Here is a 22606-nt window from a genome sequence, read left to right as displayed (position 1 = left end):
TTCGCACTCAACGGCATGCCCGTCAAGGAAACCTAATTTCTCAGATAGCTGCAGAGGAATTACAATCTGATTACAGGAAGTGCTACTGTCGACTTTGATTTTGAATTTATTCACCATAGATAACTAATCCTTTTTTGATTAATGTTCTTAACACCTTTGAGTATAACCGGAGGAAAAACCCTTATGTGGCAAGCATTTTTCAATAGCCCCTTACATGTCCTTAGATGTTACTGCTGGGAAATAGTCAAGATCATTACATAACGTATTATGGTAATTTTTGAAATATTGAAAGGTTACACCAAAATACGGAACGAAATTTTTAAATCTTTAGATGATAGATTACATTCTGTAATCTATCAGGAAAAGGGAAGAATATTATCTGTATTAACAGGCTTCGAATCTAATTTGCCTCCTGACAAGGATCTATATTTCTTCCTGGAAATATAAAGGTTTTATTTGAATGACAGTTGTTTGCTTTTTGCACGCCCCTTTTTAATTGGACACAATTCGTTTTTTAGTCCAGAAATTTGCTGTTTTAAAAATATCATTTGTTCAGAGTCTTTTTTGGCTATCAACTTTTCAACCTGTTGTTTTAAATCATCAATCTGCCCGACAAGGTTTTCATTTTTTTGAATTTCGACCGTTTCTCGATGTTTTATTTGATTATTTTCTTTTTCGAGAGATCTGATCATTTCTTGATATTCCTTATCACTTTGAGTTTTTTCATTGTGAAAGGCCTTTATCTTATGCTCAAAATCAGCCCCCGACTTTTCGTGCTGTCCGATAGTGATTTGGGCAATTTTATGTAAAGCAGCAAGGTCCGTTTTTTCACGTTCCAGAGCATTATTTCTTCGCAGCAAGTCTGCTACTCCATTTTTTGTTGAAGTAATTTCTCCCTGTAATTCAGCAATTAAACGGAGTTGTTTATGCTTATCTTCCGTTATTGACGACAGTTCTTCCTCCTGCCTCGCAATTGTCACCTCAAGCTCTTTAATTTGCTCTAAATCTTCTCGCCTTTGGACTTCAAACCTAGAACATTTCTGATCAAAATTTGAGGTGAGACCGTCAATCGAATTACGAATCTCACCGTTAACTATAGGCCAAGTAGCTTGTGCATTCATAGTTACTTTATTAACAAAATCATTAAACCAAATAGGCATCGGCGACTCTTCCACCTTGTCAGTTTGCCTAAAGTACTCATCAATAATCTGGACACATCTGCTATATTGTCCACCAACAATCCTTTGGATCTTTGTTGGTGTAATTTCCTCCACACGTAGACCCTTACAAATCATTTGTTTGATTGCATCAAAGTACTTTTCTTTATCTATTGCAGGTCGCGCCATTGCAATTCCCTCTCGAATCTTAGGGGTAAATAAATAACTTACAAATTAACTAACTAATTTTGCGGTAATACCCTCATCTACCCATCAGATTTTCCATTTGAGTAGATAAATACTTTCTATTTATGGCTGCATTTTCTAGTTATCCCTGATAGGGACAATCTTAGCGTTTAACCGGCAACGATTTGTATAAAGCTTACTTATATCTTCATGATTTCGAACCGAAATAAAATCATTCAAGCTTATGGCCAAAAACTCCTCTTTTGTCTGACTATTAAGACGTGTTACACCGGCATCCAATGCTTTCAGTGCACTTATCCAGTACCAAGTCGACCCACCTTCATGCTGGTGCAGATAAGCAAACCAGAACGGCATTTTAGTTATTATTTCGTAGGATAACGCCCTGTACAACTCGTCTTTATTCAAAGTGAAGTATCCGCACGAAAGACTGTAATTTTTGGCATCTACCGCTATCATGCTGATACCCTCTAAAAGTAAAAAGAAGTCTGGCCTTTTCATCGTTTTAGCAAAAGTATGCAAAAATGATTTAATATCCTGTTTGACTGGAAAATAAGTCAACCCGTTTTCTTGAAACCAACTATTCAATCTGTCTTCACCTTCATTTCCTCTGATCATTATTTCCGTATTTTCTTGGCACATTGCTGTTCCTCCGAGTTATTTTGTTATGAGTTTAGTCTTAAAAATTCTGTTTAATAAGGCGTTCAAAAGCTGACCCATCTTTTCTGGTCAAATTGGGAACAAAACGCGAATAAACCCTGAAAAGCATTACTGTCGTGGAGTGTCCCATCTGACGTGAAATCCACTCAGGACTCTCACCAGATGCAAGCCAAAGTGTAGCTGCAGTATGGCGTGTCTGATAAGGAATTCTTTTACGCAAATTCAATAAATCAAGGAGTGGATACCAAACTCTTTTTGTAACGTTATAGTGTTTTAAAGGATTGCCTGTTCGTCCGCAAAATACGTAATCAAAATTTCCGGTTGCATTCTTTTGTTCTGTTAGGGCGTTAAATACCAATTCTGACATATCTATACTTCGAAAAGAGCCATCGTTTTTTGTGTAGACCATCTGTCCTTCTACTAAAGCTTCACGCACTAAAATTTGCTTTCTCTCAAGATCAACAAACTTCCACTGCAAACCATCAATTTCACTTGTTCGCATTCCAGTAAAAAACCGGACAGTATAATAGTTACGAAAATCAGTTCTTACATTATCGATAATGATTTTTACTTCTTCCATGGTAAAAGGTTCCACATCACTTTTGGGTACTTTAAGAGATTTGATCCCATGATAGGGAGATGAAAAATTAAACCGATTTGCTGCTTCATTGAGAATCATACGAAGAGGATTCATAATATGATTAATTCTGGAAGGTGAAATTGTTTTCCCCTTCCTTCCTTTAATATTTAATAATGAAGATCTAAATTCCATAATTTCAGCTTTAGTAATGCTACTGATTTCTTTATTGCCAAATGTAGGAATTAAATATTTATCAAGAATACCTTGGTTGGTTTTATAATGTGTATCCCGCCACTCGATATTCATTTCTTCCATCCACTTCATAGCAAACTTATCAAACAAAGGAACATTGGCTCCTGAGTTAAAAGAAAAACTGTTCTCAATTTTTTTTGCAATCGGGCTGTTCGGGAAATATTTACCGTAAACAAAAGTGCCTAAGGTGATTTCGGCATCAATTTTTTCTAATATTTTTTGCAAACGTTTACGATTTAAAGGAGTATCTTTGAGGGTTGTCTGCTCACGACAACGTTTTCCGAGATAGTTAATATCAAAATATAAATTTTTAGTTTCTTTTCTTGCTCTTATTTTAGACATTACACAAACCTCCATTTGCCATTGGGATTCCAATTGATTGATCCGTTGAATACTTCGTAATGTCTTTTTCAATTTTTTCCCAAATGAACAAAATTTTTCGACCGCCAAATGGACGTATGTAATGAACTCCTTCAAACAGAACACTGTCCTTTAAACGGTTCCTTATTGTGCGTGCATCATATTTAATTTTAGAAGCAAGTTCCTCTGTGGTTAAAAAAGTTTGTGACATTGTACACCTCATTTGATATTGTTATTCAATAAACAAAATCAACTATCAAGTAGATTTTGTATCTTCTATAGATACAAAATAAACTATATAATATAATCTGTCAACTACTTAGATGTTTTTATATCCCCAGGAGATAATTTAACTACAATGATAAAATGCCATTTATCAAGATTGCTTGGAGAAAAAAGAATAAGGCCAGCTGAAATTCACAGAGATACTGGAATTAACAAGGGTACTCTTAGCAGAATGTATAACGAGAAAATTGTCAGAGTCGACTTAGATGTTCTAGATAAAATTTGTGAATACCTACAATGTTCTGTAGGTGAAATTTTGGAGTATCAAGCAAATGATCCAGACAACCATTCAGGCTAATACTCATTTTGGAGTGGGTATCATTTTCTGAATGATAGTATGCAAATTAAAGATGTCACAGATTTGTCACAATTCTGTCACAATACGCAAAAAAGGGACTAACTATTTCTAGTTAGTCCCTTACATTTACTGGCGGAGCTGACCGGGCTCGAACCGGCGACATCCTGCGTGACAGGCAGGCACTCTAACCAACTGAGCTACAGCTCCTAATATGTGGTGGGCGGTACAAGGTTCGAACTTGTGACCCTCGGCTTGTAAGGCCGATGCTCTCCCAGCTGAGCTAACCGCCCGCGAAAAGCAGAAACCTTTTTAACCCGACACCTACCTTAAGTCAACATTTTTTATCGATTACCAAACAAAAAAAAGATTACTTTTTTTTCAGTAGAATTAATGATGTACAGGCTTTTAATGGGCAATATTTACGGGCAGAGCAGCCGGTTGATTTGCAGCAAGTATATCAGGACAAAATAGTGTATCAGAACACTCTTTAAACAGGGTGTCGCCCTTTTTAATTGCCAAAGCCTTCTCAAGAACGTCATCAACATGATCAACTAGTTCAATATGCAGGCTTTTTAAAATTTTGGCCGGCACATCGTTTAGGTTTCGTTCGTTATCCTTGGGAATTAAAACATGTGTTATATTCCCACGCCTTGCCGCAAGAAGCTTTTCAGTAAGTCCTCCGATAGGAAGAATACGGCCACGCAGAGTTACCTCACCAGTCATTGCAATATGCCTGTGAACCGGAACCTGAAGCAACGCCGAAACGATCGATGTTGTCATCGTTATTCCAGCCGATGGTCCATCTTTTGGTATGGCACCTTCAGGTACATGCACGTGTATATCGAGTTTCTGGTAAAAATCTGGGTTCAGTCCAAGCCGAGTTGAGCGAGAACGGACATAACTCATGGCGGCCTGCGCTGACTCCTGCATTACCTCACCAAGCTTTCCGGTGATGGTCAGTTTTCCGGCACCAGGCATCAGCACAACTTCAATCTGTAACAACTCACCACCAACTTCTGTCCAGGCAAGTCCGGTGGTCAATCCAACTGTATTTTTCTCTTCGGCCAAGCCGAATCTGTAGGATGGTGTCCCCAGAAACTTCAGTACAGCCTTGGCGTTTACGTTATATTTTTTGGCACTCTTGTTCTTTTGACGGTCACGTGCGATTTTTCGGTAAATGCTGGCAATACTACGTTCAAGATTTCTAACTCCAGCTTCACGAGTATAGCGACGAACAATTTCCATAATGCCATCATCAGTAAAGGCAACATCGTTTTTCTTAAAACCGTTTGACTCTTGCTGTTTCAGAACCAGATACCCTTTAGCGATTGACAACTTATCCTCTTCTGTGTACCCGTCAAGACGAATTATCTCCATCCTGTCTTGAAGCGGTACCGGTATAGAGTGCAGGTTGTTCGCTGTAGTTATAAAAAAGATATCAGAGAGGTCGTAGTCCAGGTCAAGGTAATGATCGTTAAATGAGTTATTCTGCTCAGGATCAAGCACCTCCAGAAGTGCCGATGATGGATCACCACGAAAATCAGTGCTCATCTTGTCAACTTCATCAAGGCAAAACACTGGATTGTTGACCTTTACTTTCTGTAGAGACTGAATGATCTTCCCGGGCATAGCGCCAATATAGGTTCGTCGATGACCGCGAATTTCCGCCTCGTCTCGAACACCACCCAGTGACAAGCGAACAAACTTGCGATTCATGGCACGAGCCACAGACTTACACAGAGAGGTTTTCCCCACGCCAGGAGGCCCGACCAGGCAAAGAATCGGCCCCTTAATCTTCTTGACTTGGGCTTGAACAGCCAGATATTCAAGGATACGTTCTTTGGCTTTCACCAGACCGAAATGGTCTTCATCCATGACCTTTTCAGCATTTATAATATCAATTTTTCCCTTTGATTTCTTTTTCCACGGCAGACTTAAAATTGAATCAATATAATTTCGAACAACAGTCGCTTCAGCGGAGGAAGGTGGCATCATTTTAAGCTTTTTAAGCTCCTGAGTTGCCTTGTTTTTTGCCTCTTTTGTAAGCCTATGGTCTTGAATCTGCTCTTCAAGCTCGTTGAGCTCATTAGCCGTATCTTCAGACCCATCACCTATCTCTTTCTTTATTACGCGCATTTGCTCAGAGAGATAATAATCACGCTGAGTCTTCTCCATCTTCTTTTTGACTTTTGAGCGAATGTCACCTTCGATAGAGACGATCTCTATCTCACGGTTTATAATCTTCAAAACGACTTCAAAACGATCCTCAAGTGCTACCGTTTTAAGAATAGTCTGTTTTTCGTCTGTATTAATGGGCAGGTGCGACGTAAGAACATCTACAAATTTGCCGGGATCTTCTATTTTGGCCAGTGATGTAACTATCTCACCAGGTATTTTCTTATTGATGCCTGAATACTGTTTAAAAGTACCCAGCAATTCACGCATATAGGCTACAACCTTGTACCCACCGGCAAGACCTTCTTGAAACTCCTCCACCTCAACAGTAAAAAAGTTCTGATTATGGGGGAATTTTATTATTTTTGCTCTGCGTTTACCTTCTACCAAGGCCTTAATAGTACCATCGGGCAGACGGAGCAGCTGTAACACATTAGCAATGGTGCCGATAGAGTTAACATCTTTTTCCTGAGGGTCGTCAACACTGGCATCCAACTGGGTCGAGAGAAATATCTCTGTTCGACTAGACATGGCATTTTCCAAGGCCTTAATCGACTTACCGCGACCAACAATAAGCGGTGCAACCATATAGGGGAACAAAACAATATCCCGCAACGGCATCATTGGGTAAATTTTATTTTCTAGTTTTATCTCAGACATATCCAGGTTTCATGTTGGTTAGGTGACAATGCTGCTTACAAAAATAAGTTTTAGGCACTTTTTTTCTCATTTTCGTAGAGAACAACCGGATAATCGCCATTAAGAATAACTTGCTCACTTATGACGCACTCACGTACATTTTCCTGCGATGGCAACTCATACATTATATCCAACATAGCCTCTTCCATCACAGAACGAAGCCCTCGCGCCCCGGATTTACGCTTAACAGCCTCCTTGGCAATTGCAGTAATAGCACCCTCTGTAAATCGCAAACGTATATTGTCGTACTCAAAAAGCTTCTCATATTGTTTCGTCAGTGCGTTCCTGGGCTCTCGCAAAATCCGAACCAGATCACTCTCATCAAGCTCGTTCATTGTGGCGATCACGGGCAACCGACCAACAAATTCAGGAATCAGACCAAATCGGAGTAGATCCTCCGGTTGAACCATGGCAAGAACCTCGCCCATTCTTTTCTTAGTCTCACCGACGACCTTAGCTCCAAACCCCATGGATTTTGTTCCATTTCGTTTTTTGATAACACCGTCGAGATTTACAAAGGCACCACCACAAATAAAAAGAATATTGGTAGTATCAATCTTAATATATTCTTGCTGAGGATGTTTTCTTCCACCCTTAGGCGGCACAGAAGCAATCGTACCCTCAATGATTTTCAATAAGGCCTGTTGAACGCCCTCACCAGAAACATCACGGGTAATTGAAGCAGAATCGGACTTCTTGGCAATTTTATCGATTTCATCAATATAGATAATTCCTTTAGCAGCACTTTCAACATCCTGGTCAGCAGCTTGAAGGAGGCTGACGAGTATATTTTCTACATCTTCACCGACATAACCAGCTTCAGTCAGTGTTGTGGCATCAGCCATAGCAAACGGAACATTTAAAATTCGCGCAAGGGTCTGGGCCATCAAGGTTTTTCCACTACCAGTGGGGCCGATAAGAATTATGTTGCTTTTATGTAACTCAACCTCATTATCTAAGTGGCGCTGAACTCCAATCCTTTTATAATGATTGTGAACAGCTACCGAAAGCACACGCTTAGCATGATCTTGCCCTATGACGTATTCATCAAGTTTATCCTTGATCTCCATCGGCTTCAGAAGTTTTTCTTCGGCACGGGCAACTTCCTTCTGATCACGATCCTCTAATACTATTTCATTGCAAAGCGCTATACATTCGTCACAGATGTAAACCGTAGGGCCAGCTATAAGCTTTTTAACATCATCCTGACTTTTGCCACAAAAAGAACAAACAACTACATGATCATCATGTTTTTTGGCCATTACTCCTCCTCAAAAGGTTTTCGTCGGGACAGAACCTTATCAATGATGCCATATTTTTTAGCCTCAACTGCACTCATAAAATAATCACGTTCGGTATCGCGCTCTATTTTGGCAGTTTTTTGGCCCGTGTGTGTTGCAAGAATTTTATTTAGATCGCTTCGCATCCGGATAATCTCTTTTGCGTGAATATCGATATCAGTTGCCTGCCCCTGATATCCTCCCATGGGCTGATGGATCAGAATCCTCGAGTTAGGCAGGGCATAACGCTTACCATTTGTACCGGCGGCCAGCAAAAAAGCACCCATACTGGCAGCCTGCCCCATGCAAAGAGTCGCAATGTCACATTTAACATAATTCATGGTGTCGTATATTGCCATACCAGCTGTCACGACCCCACCCGGAGAGTTTATATAAAAAGTTATATCTTTATCCGGATCCTCAGCCTCTAAAAACAACAACTGAGCAATAATAATGTTAGCCACATCGTCGTTAACAGCCGTTCCTAGAAAAATAATACGCTCTTTAAGCAGTCGTGAATATATATCATAAGCACGCTCGCCACGAGGGGTTTGCTCGACAACCATTGGGATCAAACTCATTATTTATCTCCGCCGCCAGCATTTACGCTATTTTTTTCCTGCAGCTGATCTTCCGGAACAAATAAAACTTTTGCTTCTTCACGAACAAATGCAAGAATTTTTTCACTTAAAAGTTCATTCATAAAAGGAAGCATATTATTCCGCCCCTTAAAATACTCTTTCACCTCAGGAATGGACATATTGTACTGCTGAGCAATTCGGGCATACCCTTTTTCGATATCCGCATCAGCAAGTTTTATCCCTTCAACTTCAGCGATTTTTTTAAGAATAAAATCGCCTTTAACTCGTTTTTCAGCGACAGGTTTGAAGTGCTTTGCCATTTCATCCCGGTTCATTCCGGCAGCTTCAAGCGTAAGTCCCTGATTCTGGAGGTTATTTTCTATTTCTTTTACAGACTCGTTGATCTCATAGGCAACAAGCCGTGCAGGAAGGTCAAAATCATGTGCATCTATAAGTTTGCCGACAATTTTATCGGTTATATCGCCTTCAACTCTCTTCTCTTTATCTTTACGGATTTTTTCGCTAATACTTGATCGTAAATCATCTAAGGATTTAAAATCCTCACTGACATCTTTAGCAAAATCGTCATCGAGATCTGCTAAAATTCGTTCCTTGACATCTTTAACGGTGATTTCAAAATCAATGGTTTTGCCGGCAAGCAGCGGATTTGCATTATCAGCAGGAAAATCAACAGAACGTTTAACCTGTTCGCCCTTTTTTAAACCAAGAAGCATAGTTTCGAACTCTTTTCCATTTCGATTAGAGCCGATGTCAACAGGGTATTCCAAACCTGCAATCTGCTTCATGGCCTCACCTTCGTGAAAACCTTGAAAGTTGATAATTACCAGATCATCCTGTTTTGATACCGCATCTTCTACAACCTTAAGAGGTGCCATCTCCCGACGGGTTAACTGAAGTGCCATTTCAACCTCTTCATCAGTAACAGAAATCTCAGCATGCTCAACTTCGATTCCCTTATACTGTTTAAGCTCAAATTCAGGTTTAATCTCTATCTCTGCTTCATATGAGAAGCTGCCATCTTCAATAAAATCAAAGGCTTTAATGTCAGGATGAACCACAGCATCAAGTTTGACTTGTGCAAGTGCATCAAAATAGGTCTCTTGAATAAGTTTTTCAGAAAGATCCGCCTTAACGCGGTCGCCAAAACTTTTTTCTAATACTTTCTGAGGTACTTTACCCTTACGAAAACCTTTAATAGCAACTTCCGATTTAATTTTTTTAAAGGCGGCAGCCATTTTAGGGGAAACAAACTCATTAGGCAGAACGATTTTCATCGACCTTCTCAAGGCACCAATATTTTCAACAGCAACTTCCATTTTAATTAATCCTCATTTGAATTATGCAACAGGGCAGAAAAGATAAAATCGACTTTCATACAAAGAAAAACACGCCTTATCTATGGTAGACAGGCGCTTTATCTCATCAACACACATCTATGAATAGGTTGGTGCGAGCGGGGAGACTCGAACTCCCAAGCCGTGAAGCACTGGTTCCTAAGACCAGCGTGTATACCAATTTCACCACGCTCGCAAACAGAGTTAAAATAATCAACTTTGGATATTCAGTCAACCCAGCATTACAAATAAATAAATTGACATCAGCTGGTATACTTGATAGCTAATTGTCTTTCGTTTTAACCGATAATACGTATTGTTAGGAAATAGCTATGACCTCATCCCTGAGTAACAATTTCAAACCAAACGGGCTGGCAACACTCATTGGCAGCCTGCCTGTGGCCACATACAGTGAAGCACTTGACTGGATCACCACCTATACACCTGAAATACCCCTCTGGCCGCAACTGCCGTCCAATCCCCTTGAAGGAATGATGAATCAGTTCATTGAAGGTTTACCCGGAATAGTTGAATCTGACGGAAGCACATATTTCACTCTGAGCGCCGACAACTTTGAAGAAGAACAACTTGCTTTTTTTGAAGAATATATCTCTACAGTAGAGAATCCGGCCTCAACATTGACATCTCGGTTTACAGTCAGCAAAGAGCGCGCAAACGGAATATACGAACTCAAAAAATTAATTCAAAAAAACCTGACCAATCCCGTTGCTATCAAGGGCCAGATTACTGGGCCCTTCACCCTTCTAGCCGGCATAACTGACCAGGATAAACGCCTTGGTTATTATGAACCTGCCTTTCGGGAAATGGCGGTAAAGGCCCTTGCCATGAAAGGTGCGTGGCAGGTTGAGTTTTTAAAAGAGCTTAATTTACCGACAATTATCTTTATTGATGAGCCGGCTTTAGCCGGGCTAGGGTCTTCAGCCTTTATCAGTATTGATAAGGCTGATATCTCTCAAGATCTTAACGAAGTTATCGATTCGATTAAGGGTTCCGGCGGCATTGCAGGAATTCACGTATGTGCCAATACCGACTGGAGCTTTATTTTTTCACTCAACCTGGATGTCTTAAGTTTTGATGCTCATGGTTTCTTTGACAAACTTGTTACCTGCCTTGGGCAAGTACATAGTTTTTTAGACCGCGGCGGAATCATAGCCTGGGGAATCGTACCAACAGCGAATGCCGAAATCATTGCCAAAGAATCGATTGACTCATTAGTTACAATGTGGGAAGTACAGGCAGCACAACTCGTCAATGACAAATGGGATTTAAAATCTATATTGGGGCAAACGCTTATTACCCCAAGTTGCGGGACAGGTGCTATCGGCGCTGGACCGGCCAAACAGGTTCTTGAACTGGCTCATGGTGTTTCTCAAACCTTGCGCAGTAAATATTATTAAAAAGTTACGCACTTTAAACAGGATTCACATGGAAGAGTTAAATCAGGTTTTACGACAAAGACGCCAAAAAGCTCAAGAGCTTGAAGATTTAGGTACCACACTTTACGCAAACGATTTTCAACCAACCCACAAAGTTGCAGAACTCATAGCACATGAAGATACTGTTCGTAATGCTGCCGAGGAGCATATCGGTCCTGAATGGACAATTGCTGGAAGAATTATGTCCATGCGCAAATTCGGCAAAGCGGCTTTTTTGCATATTCAAGACGCCTCGGCCAAAATTCAGGTTTACATAAAGAATGATCAGGTTGGAGAGAACGCCTTTACAATTTTCAAAAAACTCGACATTGGTGATATTGTCGGTTTTAAGGGCACTCTATTTATAACTCAAAAAGGTGAACTGTCATTAATGACAAACACCCTTAAGCCTATCTCTAAATCGTTACGTCCCCTCCCTGAGAAATTTCATGGCCTCACTGATGTTGAGATGCGATATCGACAACGATACGTCGATCTTATCGTCAACTCAGAAGTTAAAGAGACATTCAAAAAAAGGGTTGAGATAATTCGTTTGATACGTGATTTCTTAAATAATCGCGAGTTCATGGAGGTTGAAACCCCCATGATGCACCCTATTTCCGGCGGTGCCACAGCGCGCCCCTTTAAAACGCATCACAATGCCCTTGACATGAATCTTTACCTGCGTGTCGCCCCTGAACTCTACCTTAAACGTTTGCTTGTTGGTGGTTTTGAACGTGTTTTTGAAATTAACCGTAACTTTCGTAACGAAGGTCTTTCGACTCGTCACAATCCGGAATTCACCATGCTTGAATTTTATCAGGCCTATTCTACCTATTTTGAATTAATGGATTTAACCGAAGAGATGATTTCCTGGATAGCCTCTGAAGTAACGGGTTCCATGCTGATCAGCTATCAAGGGCAGGAAGTTGATCTTTCTCCCCCATGGCGACGACTGACCATGGATAACGCACTGGTTGAAATCGGCAACATCCCACACGATATTTTACACGACATGGAAAAGCTCAAGGACAAGGCGACAGAACTTGGCATTAAGCTGGACATTCATGCCGGCATTGGCAAAATCAAGACCGAACTCTTTGAACTTCTTGTTGAGGAAAAACTCATCGATCCGACTTTTATTACCGCCTATCCAACCGAGGTATCTCCGTTGGCTCGTCGCAACGAACAGGACCCAACCGTAACTGACAGGTTTGAGCTTTTTATTACAGGTAGAGAGATCGCCAACGCCTTCAGCGAACTAAACGACCCCATTGATCAACGAAAACGAATGGAAAAGCAGATTGCCGAACGTGGCGACGATCAGGAAATTTCTCCCGAACTGGATAATGATTTCTTGAGGGCCCTTGAATATGGCATGCCACCAGCCGCTGGTGAAGGTATTGGCATTGATCGTTTGGTTATGCTGTTAACCGATTCGGCCTCTATACGTGATGTCATCCTCTTTCCACATCTGCGGCCTGAGTAAATCAGCTCTCAAAAAATGAGCCGGAGCACTACTAATTTTAACTAGTTTCATAAGACCACCGGGACACTTTATTGCAATTTGAATGGTTTGTGAGTTTACGCTATTTAAAGGCTAAACGTAAACAAGGTTTCATCTCTCTGATCACCTTAATTTCAGTAGCCGGTGTGGCGCTTGGCGTCATGGCTTTGATTACTGTTTTATCCGTAATGACAGGCTTTACCGATGAATTACGGGATAAAATATTAGGCATTAATTCACATATCATTGTTCAACAACTCGGAACCCAGATTGAGTATCCAGAAGAGGTCCGCAAACAACTCGACCAACTCCCAGAAATCACCGCAACAACTCCGTACATTTTCACACAGACAATGATTACCAGTGATCGAGGTGGAACTGGCGCCATTGTTCGGGGCATTGACCCTGACTCGGCAAATGCTGTTCTTGATTTAGACAAATATGTCCAAGGCTGCCGACTCACCGATCTCACTATCGCTTCTAACGACCCCAGAGCTTTACCAAAAATCATTCTCGGCAATGAACTCGCCAAACAACTTCGAGTATTCAAAGGAGAACGTATCAGGCTGATCTCCACAAATGGGCCATTAACACCTGTGGGTATCATACCGAGGGTTAAAACCTATGAAGTCGCTGGCATTTTCAAGACAGAGATGTATGAATACGACTCATCACTTGCCTACGTGTCATTAGCTTCAGCTCAGGAGTTTCTTGAGCTTGGTCAGTCGGTGCATGGTGTCGAAGTCAAACTGACTGATATATACCAAGCTAGAAACGTTGCGAAAAGCATAGAGAGTTATCTGGGCCCTGGATATATTGCTAAAGATTGGATCCAAATGAATAAAAATCTGTTTTCGGCTCTTCAACTTGAGAAAACCGCCCTCTTCATTATCGTTACCTTGGTTGTAATTGTCGCAGCCTTTAATATTGTCAGCACACTGACCATGATGGTCATGGAAAAAAATAAAGACATCGCCATTCTTAAGGCAATGGGCGCAACAGTCCAGCAGATTCGTAACATTTTCATTTACGAAGGGCTTATCATTGGTCTCTCCGGCACCTTTCTTGGCTTGTTAGGAGGACTGACTGCCTGCAAACTGTTAAGCCGTTACCAGTTTATTAAGCTTCCAGAAGTATATCCGATCTCAATTTTACCGGTTAAGGTATTAGTCTCCGATGTCTTAATTATCTCGATCTGTGCTGTTGTCATATCACTGGCAGCGACACTGTATCCCTCCTGGCAGGCATCAAGGGTTGATCCAGCCACCGCCTTACGCTATGAATAACTCTTTGAGAATCGCTTAACAATGGCTCAACCATTACTCAACGCCTGTAATCTCACTAAACGTTTTAACAAAGGCACAACCCTTGAGATTTTCACAGACCTGAACTTCACTCTCAATGAGGGGGAAACAGTTGCTATAGTTGGAAGTTCCGGCACCGGCAAGACCACGCTCCTGAATATTTTAGGTACACTCGAAAAACCATGTTCAGGTACGCTTTACCTGAGAGGTGAAAACATATTCGATCTTAAAGGGACAAAACTTGCTGCCTTTCGAAATAGAACAATTGGCTTTGTCTTTCAATTTCATCATCTCTTACCTGAATTTTCTGCACTCGAAAACATAATCATTCCTGGCATGATTGCCGGCATAGCAAAAGATGAACTTACTGATGACGCCATGCAGTTACTTACCAAAGTAGGCCTAAACAATAGATCTTCTCATAAAGTTGGTGAGTTGTCCGGTGGAGAGCAACAACGCGTTTCACTTGCCAGAGCCTTGATAATGAAACCTTCTATTCTCTTAGCCGACGAACCAACCGGCAACCTCGACCCTAAAACTGGTGAAAAAGTTTTTCAACTAATAGTTGAAATGAATGAAGCCTACTCTTTATCAACGGTAATGGTTACTCACAATATGACACTGGCAAAAACCCTTGGATCCTGTCTTACCCTGGACAAAGGTAAACTGCATAAAACTTTTTAGTGCCTTACACAGTATTTTCTTGTTTTTTTTTACAAGAAAATACTCTGCGAAAGGCGCTTATCCCGTTCATCGGGGTTAGTTTATCCGGGTTAGTAATATTGTTTTTCATACAAATATTTATCAATTTTTCTTTTGCCTTTTGCCTGCAAAGATTGAAATTAGTTTCTGAATACGTTAAAAGGTTTAAGATTTCAAAAAATACTGCACGTAACTCTCTGAGATTATTTTTAAATTTGTTTCTTTGTCAGAGTTATCAACTGATTAAACTATTGAAACATTAACAAAAGGCCCTAACCTACACCAATGATTAGCCTTTTTAGCAGTTCACCTAAATCATCGTCTCATCTTGATCTATATACAAATCCCTCTAGTTTTCCGACGTTTCTGGCATTCCTTTTACTAATCCCGCTACTGGCCCTGTTTGTTCAACCCTTACCGGTTTATGCTACCGGAAACACTCAGACAATCTTCATTCCTCTCAAAATCAACTCTGATTCAGATGGTACAAACATATCCGAAACAGCTGACAAGACACTTAAAGAGTCCGTTACCCCAAAGGGGTTTACTCTTCTATCTCGCGATATTGTTTCCCAGGCGGTTGACTTTAATGGATCATGGCCCCCGGCCTTCGAGAGCTTAAATGCTATTATACCCGCTGACACGGACTATTTAGTTGCCGGCAGTCTAACCAAAACTGGTGATTTTATCAGTGTTGACATGGTCGTTCTGGACATGCTGGATTCCAGTCAGGCAAAATATTATTTTGAAGAAGGAAAGACTACTGATCTTCTTCAAATATTTAATCGTATTACCAGCAACATACTCGCCTTCACTAACCGTCACTCCATTGTCGCAACCGTTTCGATTTCCGGAAATAAAAAAATAGACAGTGGCGCTATAATCCAAAAAATCGGCCTGTCAAACGGCTCAGCATACGATCCAGCAACACTTCGACAGGCCTTAAAAAATATTTATGCAATGGGTTATTTTGAAGACATTTCAGTTCAGGTAAACGAATCTGAAAGCGGACGTGATATTATCTTCGAAGTCGTTGAAAAACCTGTTGTCGGCCAGATACTTATTTCCGGAGATAAAGAACTTGAAGCTGATGACATTCGTGAAGTTATTGAAATTGTCCCCAACAATATTATCAGCACCCGCGATGTACAGGATTCTGTTGAAAGCATAAAGGCTCTTTACAAAGAAAAAGGGTTTTATGACACCAGGATTTCTACAGTCCTAACAGATACAGATTCTCAAAAAGTCGATGTCGAGTTTAAAATCAAAGAGGGCCAAAAGGTATTTATTAAGGATATTATCATCACCGGCAACAACGCCTTTAAAGACAAAACGCTTAAAAAGATTCTCCAGACCTCTGAGAGAGGATGGCTCTCCTGGTTCACCGACAGTGGTGTTTTAAATCACGATATCGTTGACCAGGACTCATCCAGACTTGGGGCCTATTATCACAATAATGGCTATATCGATGCAAAGGTTGGAAGTCCTGAAATAATCCAAGATGGTGAATGGATTACCGTCACCTTTAACGTTGAAGAAGGCGATCGATATCGAGTTGGCACTGTCGATATTACCGGCGATTTGATTGAAGACAAAGCCCTGCTTTTTAGGCGCCTGAACATAATCAATGAAAAATTCTTCAGCAGTAAAATACTACGAGACGACGTCCTCTCTCTCACTGACCGTTATGCAGAGAAGGGCTATGCTTTTGCAGAAGCAAATCCGACAACCTCCAAAGACCTGGAGTTTAAACGGGTTAACATCGTCATCGATCTGGTTAAACAAGATTTAGTATATATCAACAGGATCATCGTTAAAGGCAACTCCCGTACACGCGATAAAGTTATACGCCGACAGATGCTGATTAAGGAAACCGGTATTTTCAATGCCGCAGCTCTAAAGAAAAGTCATAACCGATTACAGCGGCTTGAGTATTTTGAAACTGTCGAGATCAACCCAGTACCTACTGTCGATGATACGTTAATGGATATTGTGGTTGAGGTTGAAGAAAAGGCAACAGGCAATTTTAGCATTGGCGCTGGTTATAGCTCTATCGACAGCTTTATGTTCATGGGAGAAATCAGTCAGAACAACTTTTTAGGTAAAGGCCAGCACATGGCTTTGCAAGCCAATATCAGCGGCAACAGCACACAATACAACCTTAAATTCACTGAACCCCAGCTGGCGGACAGCAAGCTGTTATTCGGCATAGATTTTTATGATTGGCAAAGAGACTATGACGATTACACCAAAGATTCCCAGGGGGTCGGTATTCGTTTTGGTTACCCTATCTGGAAACTGTGGCATCTATCCGCTGGTTATACCTTTGATGATTCGGTCTTAAGCGACGTTTTAGACACAGCTCCTATAGAAATTTTAGACTCACAAGATATAAATACTACAAGTGCCATAAATTTTGGCCTTGGTGAAGATACACGAAATCGCGGATCCGATCCAAGTGAAGGACACACCTACTCCATCAGAGCGAAGTATGCCGGTGGCTTTCTGGGTGGAGACAGTGAATTCACTAAACTTGAAGGCACAACCAATTGGTATTATCCCATTACCAAAGAGACCGTTGTACACTGGAAACTCTCGGCCGGGGAAGTTTACACCAACTCTGATGACAAACTCCCAGTATATGAAAAGTTTTATTTAGGCGGCATCAACTCTATCCGCGGTTTTAAATCTGGCAGTATCAGCCCAAGAGATCTTGTCCGCGATGTAAAAATCGGTGGTGATAAGATGTGGTATTATAATCTTGAGTGGATATTTCCACTTGTTAAAGAGGCCGGTTTGAAAGGACTTGTGTTTTTTGATGTCGGTAATGTGTACGGCAAAGATGCTAACTGGGATTTCAGTGATATTAAAAAGAGTACTGGTTTCGGTTTCCGCTGGCTTTCCCCCATGGGGCCCCTCCGTTTAGAGTGGGGCTACAATCTTGACCCAAAAGAGTACGAAGTCCAGGATAACTGGGACTTTAATATTGGCGGCGCCTTCTAAATCCATTGCAGTCTTTTAGTCAGCTTATAAAGCATATTGCAGAGCATTCACTTGAATCTGCAACAGTATCGGGTCTGCAACCAGGCGCAATTGCAGTCTTTGCGGCTCAACTCCTCGAGCAATCTAACGAGCCGCTCCTCTGCATTCTTCCCAGTGAATCCCAGGCCCAACAGTTCAGCCAGGATCTCTCTTTTTTTTCATCAAGAACAATACTCCATTATCCCGGCTACGAAATACCGCCATACACCCCGCTCTCACCAGATCCACAAACTACTGCCCAGCGCCTGTCAACTCTGTATTCAATTCAGACAATACATGATACCTACGTTGTTATCTCATCTGTCGAAGCGCTACTCAGAAAGGTTATGCCGACTAAAGTTCTTACTAGCCTGGCAGAACTTATTATTGCAGGTGAAGAAACTGATCTGCAAGAGTTAATAACAAGCCTTATTGCCTCCGGGTATGAACAGATGAGTCTGGTTCAAAATGCCGGCGAGTTTTCACACCGAGGTGGCATTCTTGATATTTTCCCTCCAGGTTTCCAGTTTCCAATTCGGTTGGATTTTTTTGGTGATTTTGTCGAAACCATCCGAACCTTTGACCCCATCAGCCAACGCTCTGTTGATCAGATTTTAGAGGCTGAAATTATACCTGTCCATGACGTTTTGTTTCCAGCTATCGACTCAGATGAACACACAAAACTTCTATTGCGCCTTAACAGATTCGGCAAAGAACTCGACTGGAATAGTGACGAGCAGGAGGTCATAGCCGAGAAAATCGAAAACAGTCTTAAATTTCCCGGTATTGAATTCTTCCTCCCTGCATTTTACGATAAACTCAGCAGTCCGCTGGCCTACATTCCTCAAAACTGCCGCGTACTTCTTATTGATACCCATGAGATAAAACGATCCCAACAACTTATTACTGAGCGGATCTCGGCAAATTACAATGAAGCATGCCAGCAACAATCAATCACCTTCCCCCCCGACATGCTCTTTCTAGATGAACAAACTCTTACTGCAGAAATAGGCAAACGCCGTTGTATCAACTTCATTGACTTTGAAGATGTGGCTATGAGTCCTATTGAAATACTCGATGGTCTGGAGTCCAAATACACAGGCAGTTCGGATGAACCTTTAATTAAATCGGTATCATCTGCTCAGCAGTTTTCATTTCACTCCAGCAACCACAAACTCATACGCCAGCACATTGACCTCCAGCGCAAGAAGCAGGGTTTGCTCGCTCCTCTGGTTAACTACCTGCACTCCTGGCTCAACAATGACGATTCAATACATATTGCCTGTAGATCCCATCGTCATGCTACGCAGTTATTTTCCATGCTTGAAGGCCACGGCCTGCCGCTCGAGTTTATCGATAGTTGTTTTCAGTTCAGCCGGTTTAATGAAAAAACTGTTTCAATCTACCCATATCCTCTTACCGATGGTTTCGACTTAATTGATGAAAAAATACATTTTTTGTCTGAACAAGAGCTTTTTGGCGAGAAACGTTTTTCATCAAAAAAAAGGACTAAAGCTCCAGCAAATGAGCCACCAATCAACTTTGAAGAGTTAAAGGTTGGTGACATTGTTGTAAACAGCACCCATGGACTCGGCGTATATGACGGTATTATCAATATGACGATCAATGCAGTCCATAACGACTTCCTGGTGCTTTCGTATAAAGACAACGATAAGCTTTACATCCCCGTCGACCGAATGAATACGGTCAGTAAGTACAACGGATTGTCAGAAAAAACTCCGGTCATCTCAAGGCTTGGCAGTAAACAATGGGTTACAGCTAAAAAGAAGGTGCAAGAAGCCGTCTGGAAGGTGGCCCAGAGCCTGCTCAATCTTTACGCCCGCAGAAAACTTGTTACCGGCATCACATTTTCCCGCCCGGACAGCCTCTACACTGAACTTGAAGAATCCTTTCCCTACGACGAAACGCCTGGCCAGATCAAAGCAATAAATAATGTCATTGATGATCTGACAAGAGAACAGTGCATGGATCGCCTTGTCTGTGGTGACGTTGGTTTTGGAAAAACCGAAGTGGCCGTGCGGGCTGCCTTCAAGGTTGTAACAGATGGCTATCAAGTCGCTATTTTAGTGCCCACAACTGTTCTGGCTGAACAACACGCCCAGACTTTCAAAGAACGGCTTGAAGGCTTTCCGGTAACAGTCGAATGTCTTAACAGGTTCCGAACCCCAGCCCAGCAGCGCAAAATTGTTGCCGACTTAAATGCCGGCAAGGTCGATATTATAATTGGCACCCATAGAATACTTTCCAAAGACGTTATCTTCAATAAACTCGGTCTGCTTATTATTGATGAAGAACATCGCTTCGGTGTTTCCCACAAAGAAAAACTTAAAATGCTTAAAACCGGCATTGATGTTTTGACCCTTACTGCCACCCCGATCCCCAGAACATTGCAGATGTCACTTCTTGGTGTTCGTGATCTTTCGGTTATCTCATCCCCGCCACGAAGCCGCCGTTCAATTAAAACCTTTATAGCAAAGTATTCCGACCTTGTTGTCAAGGAAGCGATTATCCGTGAGCTACAGAGAGGGGGACAGGTATTTTTCGTCCACAACAGAGTTCGCTCAATACATGATTTTGCCTTTAGGATACAAAATTTAGTTCCAGAAGCAAAAATTGCCGTAGCACACGGTCAAATGCCCGCCAAAAATCTCGAAGAGATAATGGTCAGTTTTGTTCGACAAGAGATTAATGTTCTGATCTCAACTACCATCATCGAGTCTGGCCTTGACATACCAAATGCCAATACAATTATCATAAACCGTGCTGACCGCATGGGTCTTGCTGAAATATACCAACTTCGCGGTCGTGTCGGCCGGAGTTCCGAACAAGCCTATGCCTATCTGCTTGTCCCGTCACTTGAGCATTTACCGAAAGATGCCAAACAACGTTTAAAAGCATTAATGGAATATAATGAGCTTGGTGGCGGTTTTAAACTGGCACTTAGCGATCTGCAAATCCGCGGTGGCGGCAATATTCTCGGTGAGTCACAAAGCGGCAATATTTCTGCTGTCGGCTACGACCTTTACCTGGATCTTTTACAAAAAACAGTTGAAGATCTAAAAAGAAGAGATGAGTTTGGCGATAACTCAGAACATATGGAAGAGATCGAACCTGAGATAAACTTATTAGTATCCGCCTATATCCCCGATACGTATATTACTGATTCGGATCAACGTTATATCGCTTACCGAAGACTCTCCAGTCTTAATACTGAGGCTGATCTTGACGATTTGGCAGAAGAGTTCACCGATCGCTACGGAAAACTACCAGAACAGACAACAAATCTTTTCTCAGTTATCCGTTTAAAACCGTACTTAAAACAGTTGCGGATATCAAAACTTGAAAAAGCCCCGGAAGCTCTCGTCTTTTCCTTTGCAGACAACACCCCTGTTACCCCCCAGAACATTCTTCTCTACATCGAAAACAGTAAGAACAAAGTCCGGTTGACGCCTGATGGCCGACTTGTTGTTTCTATTCCCGCCAATACTGGTGAATCAATCTTTGAGGTCTGTAAAAATATATTGCGCTCAATCAGGTAGCAGAGTAAAAGTTTTGTATGATTTTCGATATGTTAAATAGTTAACATATTGAAAGGTCGAATGTTTTTAGTGCCTTACAGAGTAATTTCTTGTTTTTTTTACAAGAAAATACTCTGCGAAAGGCACTTATCCCGTTCATCGGGGTTAGAATTACAGACATTGCATCTCCAAACCCGATACATAGTTCACACTAATCCTAAATTTTATTGCATCCATGCCACTTATACCTATCCTGCTCTCTTTTGCCTTTTGTCTTTTTCACCCCATTTCCGGCAATGCCGAAATTGTTGACAGAATTGTTGCAACTGTTGACCAGAACATCATCACCCTTTCTGAATTGAATGAAGAAGGACATGCCTATTTCCAAGCCATTATGCAGAACGTACCGACTCAACAACTTGAGTCAGAGATGCAGAAAGCTCGGAAGGAAGTCCTTGACCAACTGATAGAACGGCTTCTGATTCAGCAACAGGCAGATAAATTCGACATGAAAATCAGTGAAGAAGATATCGATATCACCATTGATTCAATTCTTATGGAGAACAATATTTCAATTGCCGACTTCAGACATGACCTTCAAACCAGGGGTACATCCGAAGACGTCTATCGGCAAAAAGTACGAAGCAATATGTTGCGATCACGGTTAATTAATTTTCTTATTCGTTCCAAAATCGTTATTTCAGAAGAAAAGATCCAGAACTATTACAATAAATACTATGCAAACAAGCTCTCTGCTTCTGGGTATCATATCTTACAGATGGGGTTTCTCTGGGGAGATAAATATAAGGTCAAAACTCAGGAAGAAGCACGCCAAAATGCCGAATACGCCCGAAAAAAACTCCTTGAGGGTGAGGATTTTGCCACCCTGGCTAAAAATTTATCAGATCTGCCTTCAGCTGAGGATGGCGGCGACATAGGCACTTTTGAAGAAAAAGAACTGGCCGCCTATATGCGAGATACAATACTTGCCATGCAACCAGGTGAGACAACTCCCATTATTCAGACTCCTGTCGGGTTTCAAATCCTGAAGCTTTTGTCCTCCAATAAAGATAATTCACAACCGTTGCCATTTAATGAAGTCCATGATGAGATTAAAACGTTACTGTTCCGCCAGGAAATGGAAAAAAGCTACGACCAATGGATAAGTGACATTCGAGCAAGTTCCTACATCAAACACAACCTTTAGAACT

At 41.4% G+C, this 22606-nt stretch carries 16 protein-coding genes and 3 tRNA genes; 8 read left to right on the top strand and 11 right to left on the bottom strand.

The annotated features are described in order from the left end of the window. Positions 1 to 452: 452 nt before the first annotated feature. The 4 genes from HQK80_04140 to HQK80_04125 all read right to left on the bottom strand — a co-directional run bounded on the left by HQK80_04140 (position 453) and on the right by HQK80_04125 (position 3424). On the bottom strand, positions 453 to 1346 hold the full coding sequence (locus HQK80_04140; protein ID MBF0221413.1) for a hypothetical protein: 894 nt from the start codon (positions 1344 to 1346) through the stop codon (positions 453 to 455). Between the two features lie 135 nt (positions 1347 to 1481). After that, positions 1482 to 2003 carry a hypothetical protein gene (locus HQK80_04135; protein MBF0221412.1) on the bottom strand — a complete coding sequence of 174 codons (522 nt, stop codon included), beginning with the start codon at positions 2001 to 2003 and terminating at the stop codon, positions 1482 to 1484. A gap of 37 nt (positions 2004 to 2040) precedes the next feature. Continuing rightward, a complete protein-coding gene (locus HQK80_04130; GenBank protein MBF0221411.1) occupies positions 2041 to 3195 on the bottom strand; it encodes a site-specific integrase in 1155 nt (384 codons plus the stop codon). Continuing rightward, positions 3188 to 3424 carry a hypothetical protein gene (locus tag HQK80_04125; GenBank protein ID MBF0221410.1) on the bottom strand — a complete coding sequence of 79 codons (237 nt, stop codon included), beginning with the start codon at positions 3422 to 3424 and terminating at the stop codon, positions 3188 to 3190. Before HQK80_04125 ends, HQK80_04130 begins: the two co-directional genes overlap by 8 nt. Positions 3425 to 3571: 147 nt before the next feature. Between HQK80_04125 and HQK80_04120 the strand changes: the two genes are divergently transcribed. Beyond that, entirely contained in the window at positions 3572 to 3796 is a 225-nt protein-coding gene (locus HQK80_04120; GenBank protein ID MBF0221409.1) for a helix-turn-helix transcriptional regulator, read from the top strand. A 130-nt stretch (positions 3797 to 3926) separates the two neighbouring features. On the opposite strand, the gene HQK80_04115 is transcribed toward HQK80_04120, so the two are convergent. From HQK80_04115 to HQK80_04085, 7 genes are all read right to left on the bottom strand, one after another. Next, positions 3927 to 4003 (bottom strand) — tRNA-Asp (locus HQK80_04115). A gap of 7 nt (positions 4004 to 4010) precedes the next feature. Beyond that, positions 4011 to 4086 (bottom strand) — tRNA-Val (locus HQK80_04110). A 115-nt stretch (positions 4087 to 4201) separates the two neighbouring features. Continuing rightward, entirely contained in the window at positions 4202 to 6631 is a 2430-nt protein-coding gene (gene lon / locus HQK80_04105) for an endopeptidase La (protein MBF0221408.1), read from the bottom strand. Between the two features lie 50 nt (positions 6632 to 6681). Then, positions 6682 to 7932, bottom strand: coding sequence for an ATP-dependent Clp protease ATP-binding subunit ClpX (gene clpX / locus HQK80_04100; GenBank protein ID MBF0221407.1), 1251 nt, complete (start codon positions 7930 to 7932; stop codon positions 6682 to 6684). Beyond that, a complete protein-coding gene (clpP, locus tag HQK80_04095) occupies positions 7932 to 8531 on the bottom strand; it encodes an ATP-dependent Clp endopeptidase proteolytic subunit ClpP (GenBank protein ID MBF0221406.1) in 600 nt (199 codons plus the stop codon). The genes clpX and clpP overlap by 1 nt, the downstream gene beginning before the upstream one ends. Beyond that, positions 8531 to 9868 carry a trigger factor gene (tig, locus tag HQK80_04090; protein MBF0221405.1) on the bottom strand — a complete coding sequence of 446 codons (1338 nt, stop codon included), beginning with the start codon at positions 9866 to 9868 and terminating at the stop codon, positions 8531 to 8533. Before tig ends, clpP begins: the two co-directional genes overlap by 1 nt. 129 nt (positions 9869 to 9997) lie before the next feature. Beyond that, positions 9998 to 10082, bottom strand: a tRNA-Leu gene (locus tag HQK80_04085). Between the two features lie 136 nt (positions 10083 to 10218). Here HQK80_04085 and HQK80_04080 point away from each other — a divergent pair. The 7 genes from HQK80_04080 (at position 10219) to HQK80_04050 (ending at position 22602) form a co-directional block, all read left to right on the top strand. Further along, positions 10219 to 11304: a hypothetical protein gene (locus tag HQK80_04080; GenBank protein ID MBF0221404.1), complete on the top strand. Its 1086-nt coding sequence runs from the start codon at positions 10219 to 10221 to the stop codon at positions 11302 to 11304. A gap of 28 nt (positions 11305 to 11332) precedes the next feature. After that, positions 11333 to 12811, top strand: a complete 1479-nt coding sequence (gene lysS, locus HQK80_04075) for a lysine--tRNA ligase (protein ID MBF0221403.1) — start codon at positions 11333 to 11335, stop codon at positions 12809 to 12811. Between the two features lie 71 nt (positions 12812 to 12882). Continuing rightward, a complete protein-coding gene (locus HQK80_04070; GenBank protein MBF0221402.1) occupies positions 12883 to 14115 on the top strand; it encodes a lipoprotein-releasing ABC transporter permease subunit in 1233 nt (410 codons plus the stop codon). 21 nt (positions 14116 to 14136) lie between these two features. After that, positions 14137 to 14817 carry an ABC transporter ATP-binding protein gene (locus HQK80_04065; GenBank protein MBF0221401.1) on the top strand — a complete coding sequence of 227 codons (681 nt, stop codon included), beginning with the start codon at positions 14137 to 14139 and terminating at the stop codon, positions 14815 to 14817. 303 nt (positions 14818 to 15120) lie between these two features. Beyond that, entirely contained in the window at positions 15121 to 17838 is a 2718-nt protein-coding gene (bamA, locus tag HQK80_04060; GenBank protein ID MBF0221400.1) for an outer membrane protein assembly factor BamA, read from the top strand. A 26-nt stretch (positions 17839 to 17864) separates the two neighbouring features. After that, positions 17865 to 21416: a transcription-repair coupling factor gene (mfd, locus tag HQK80_04055; GenBank protein ID MBF0221399.1), complete on the top strand. Its 3552-nt coding sequence runs from the start codon at positions 17865 to 17867 to the stop codon at positions 21414 to 21416. A 214-nt stretch (positions 21417 to 21630) separates the two neighbouring features. Next, complete coding sequence (locus tag HQK80_04050) at positions 21631 to 22602, top strand: peptidylprolyl isomerase (GenBank protein ID MBF0221398.1); 972 nt, start codon at positions 21631 to 21633, stop codon at positions 22600 to 22602. Positions 22603 to 22606 lie beyond the last annotated feature (4 nt).

This window comes from Desulfobulbaceae bacterium (genome assembly GCA_015231515.1).
Lineage (GTDB): Bacteria > Desulfobacterota > Desulfobulbia > Desulfobulbales > VMSU01 > JADGBM01.
Note: the sequence above shows the minus strand (reverse complement) of the source record. Positions and strands in the feature narration are given on the sequence as shown.

Coding starts and splice junctions, on each gene's coding strand:
- HQK80_04140 (MBF0221413.1), bottom strand. CDS start 1,346: ATGGCGCGACCTGCAATAGATAAAGAAAAGTACTTTGATGCAATCAAA.
- HQK80_04135 (MBF0221412.1), bottom strand. CDS start 2,003: ATGTGCCAAGAAAATACGGAAATAATGATCAGAGGAAATGAAGGTGAA.
- HQK80_04130 (MBF0221411.1), bottom strand. CDS start 3,195: ATGTCTAAAATAAGAGCAAGAAAAGAAACTAAAAATTTATATTTTGAT.
- HQK80_04125 (MBF0221410.1), bottom strand. CDS start 3,424: ATGTCACAAACTTTTTTAACCACAGAGGAACTTGCTTCTAAAATTAAA.
- HQK80_04120 (MBF0221409.1), top strand. CDS start 3,572: ATGATAAAATGCCATTTATCAAGATTGCTTGGAGAAAAAAGAATAAGG.
- lon (MBF0221408.1), bottom strand. CDS start 6,631: ATGTCTGAGATAAAACTAGAAAATAAAATTTACCCAATGATGCCGTTG.
- clpX (MBF0221407.1), bottom strand. CDS start 7,932: ATGGCCAAAAAACATGATGATCATGTAGTTGTTTGTTCTTTTTGTGGC.
- clpP (MBF0221406.1), bottom strand. CDS start 8,531: ATGAGTTTGATCCCAATGGTTGTCGAGCAAACCCCTCGTGGCGAGCGT.
- tig (MBF0221405.1), bottom strand. CDS start 9,868: ATGGAAGTTGCTGTTGAAAATATTGGTGCCTTGAGAAGGTCGATGAAA.
- HQK80_04080 (MBF0221404.1), top strand. CDS start 10,219: ATGACCTCATCCCTGAGTAACAATTTCAAACCAAACGGGCTGGCAACA.
- lysS (MBF0221403.1), top strand. CDS start 11,333: ATGGAAGAGTTAAATCAGGTTTTACGACAAAGACGCCAAAAAGCTCAA.
- HQK80_04065 (MBF0221401.1), top strand. CDS start 14,137: ATGGCTCAACCATTACTCAACGCCTGTAATCTCACTAAACGTTTTAAC.
- bamA (MBF0221400.1), top strand. CDS start 15,121: ATGATTAGCCTTTTTAGCAGTTCACCTAAATCATCGTCTCATCTTGAT.
- HQK80_04050 (MBF0221398.1), top strand. CDS start 21,631: ATGCCACTTATACCTATCCTGCTCTCTTTTGCCTTTTGTCTTTTTCAC.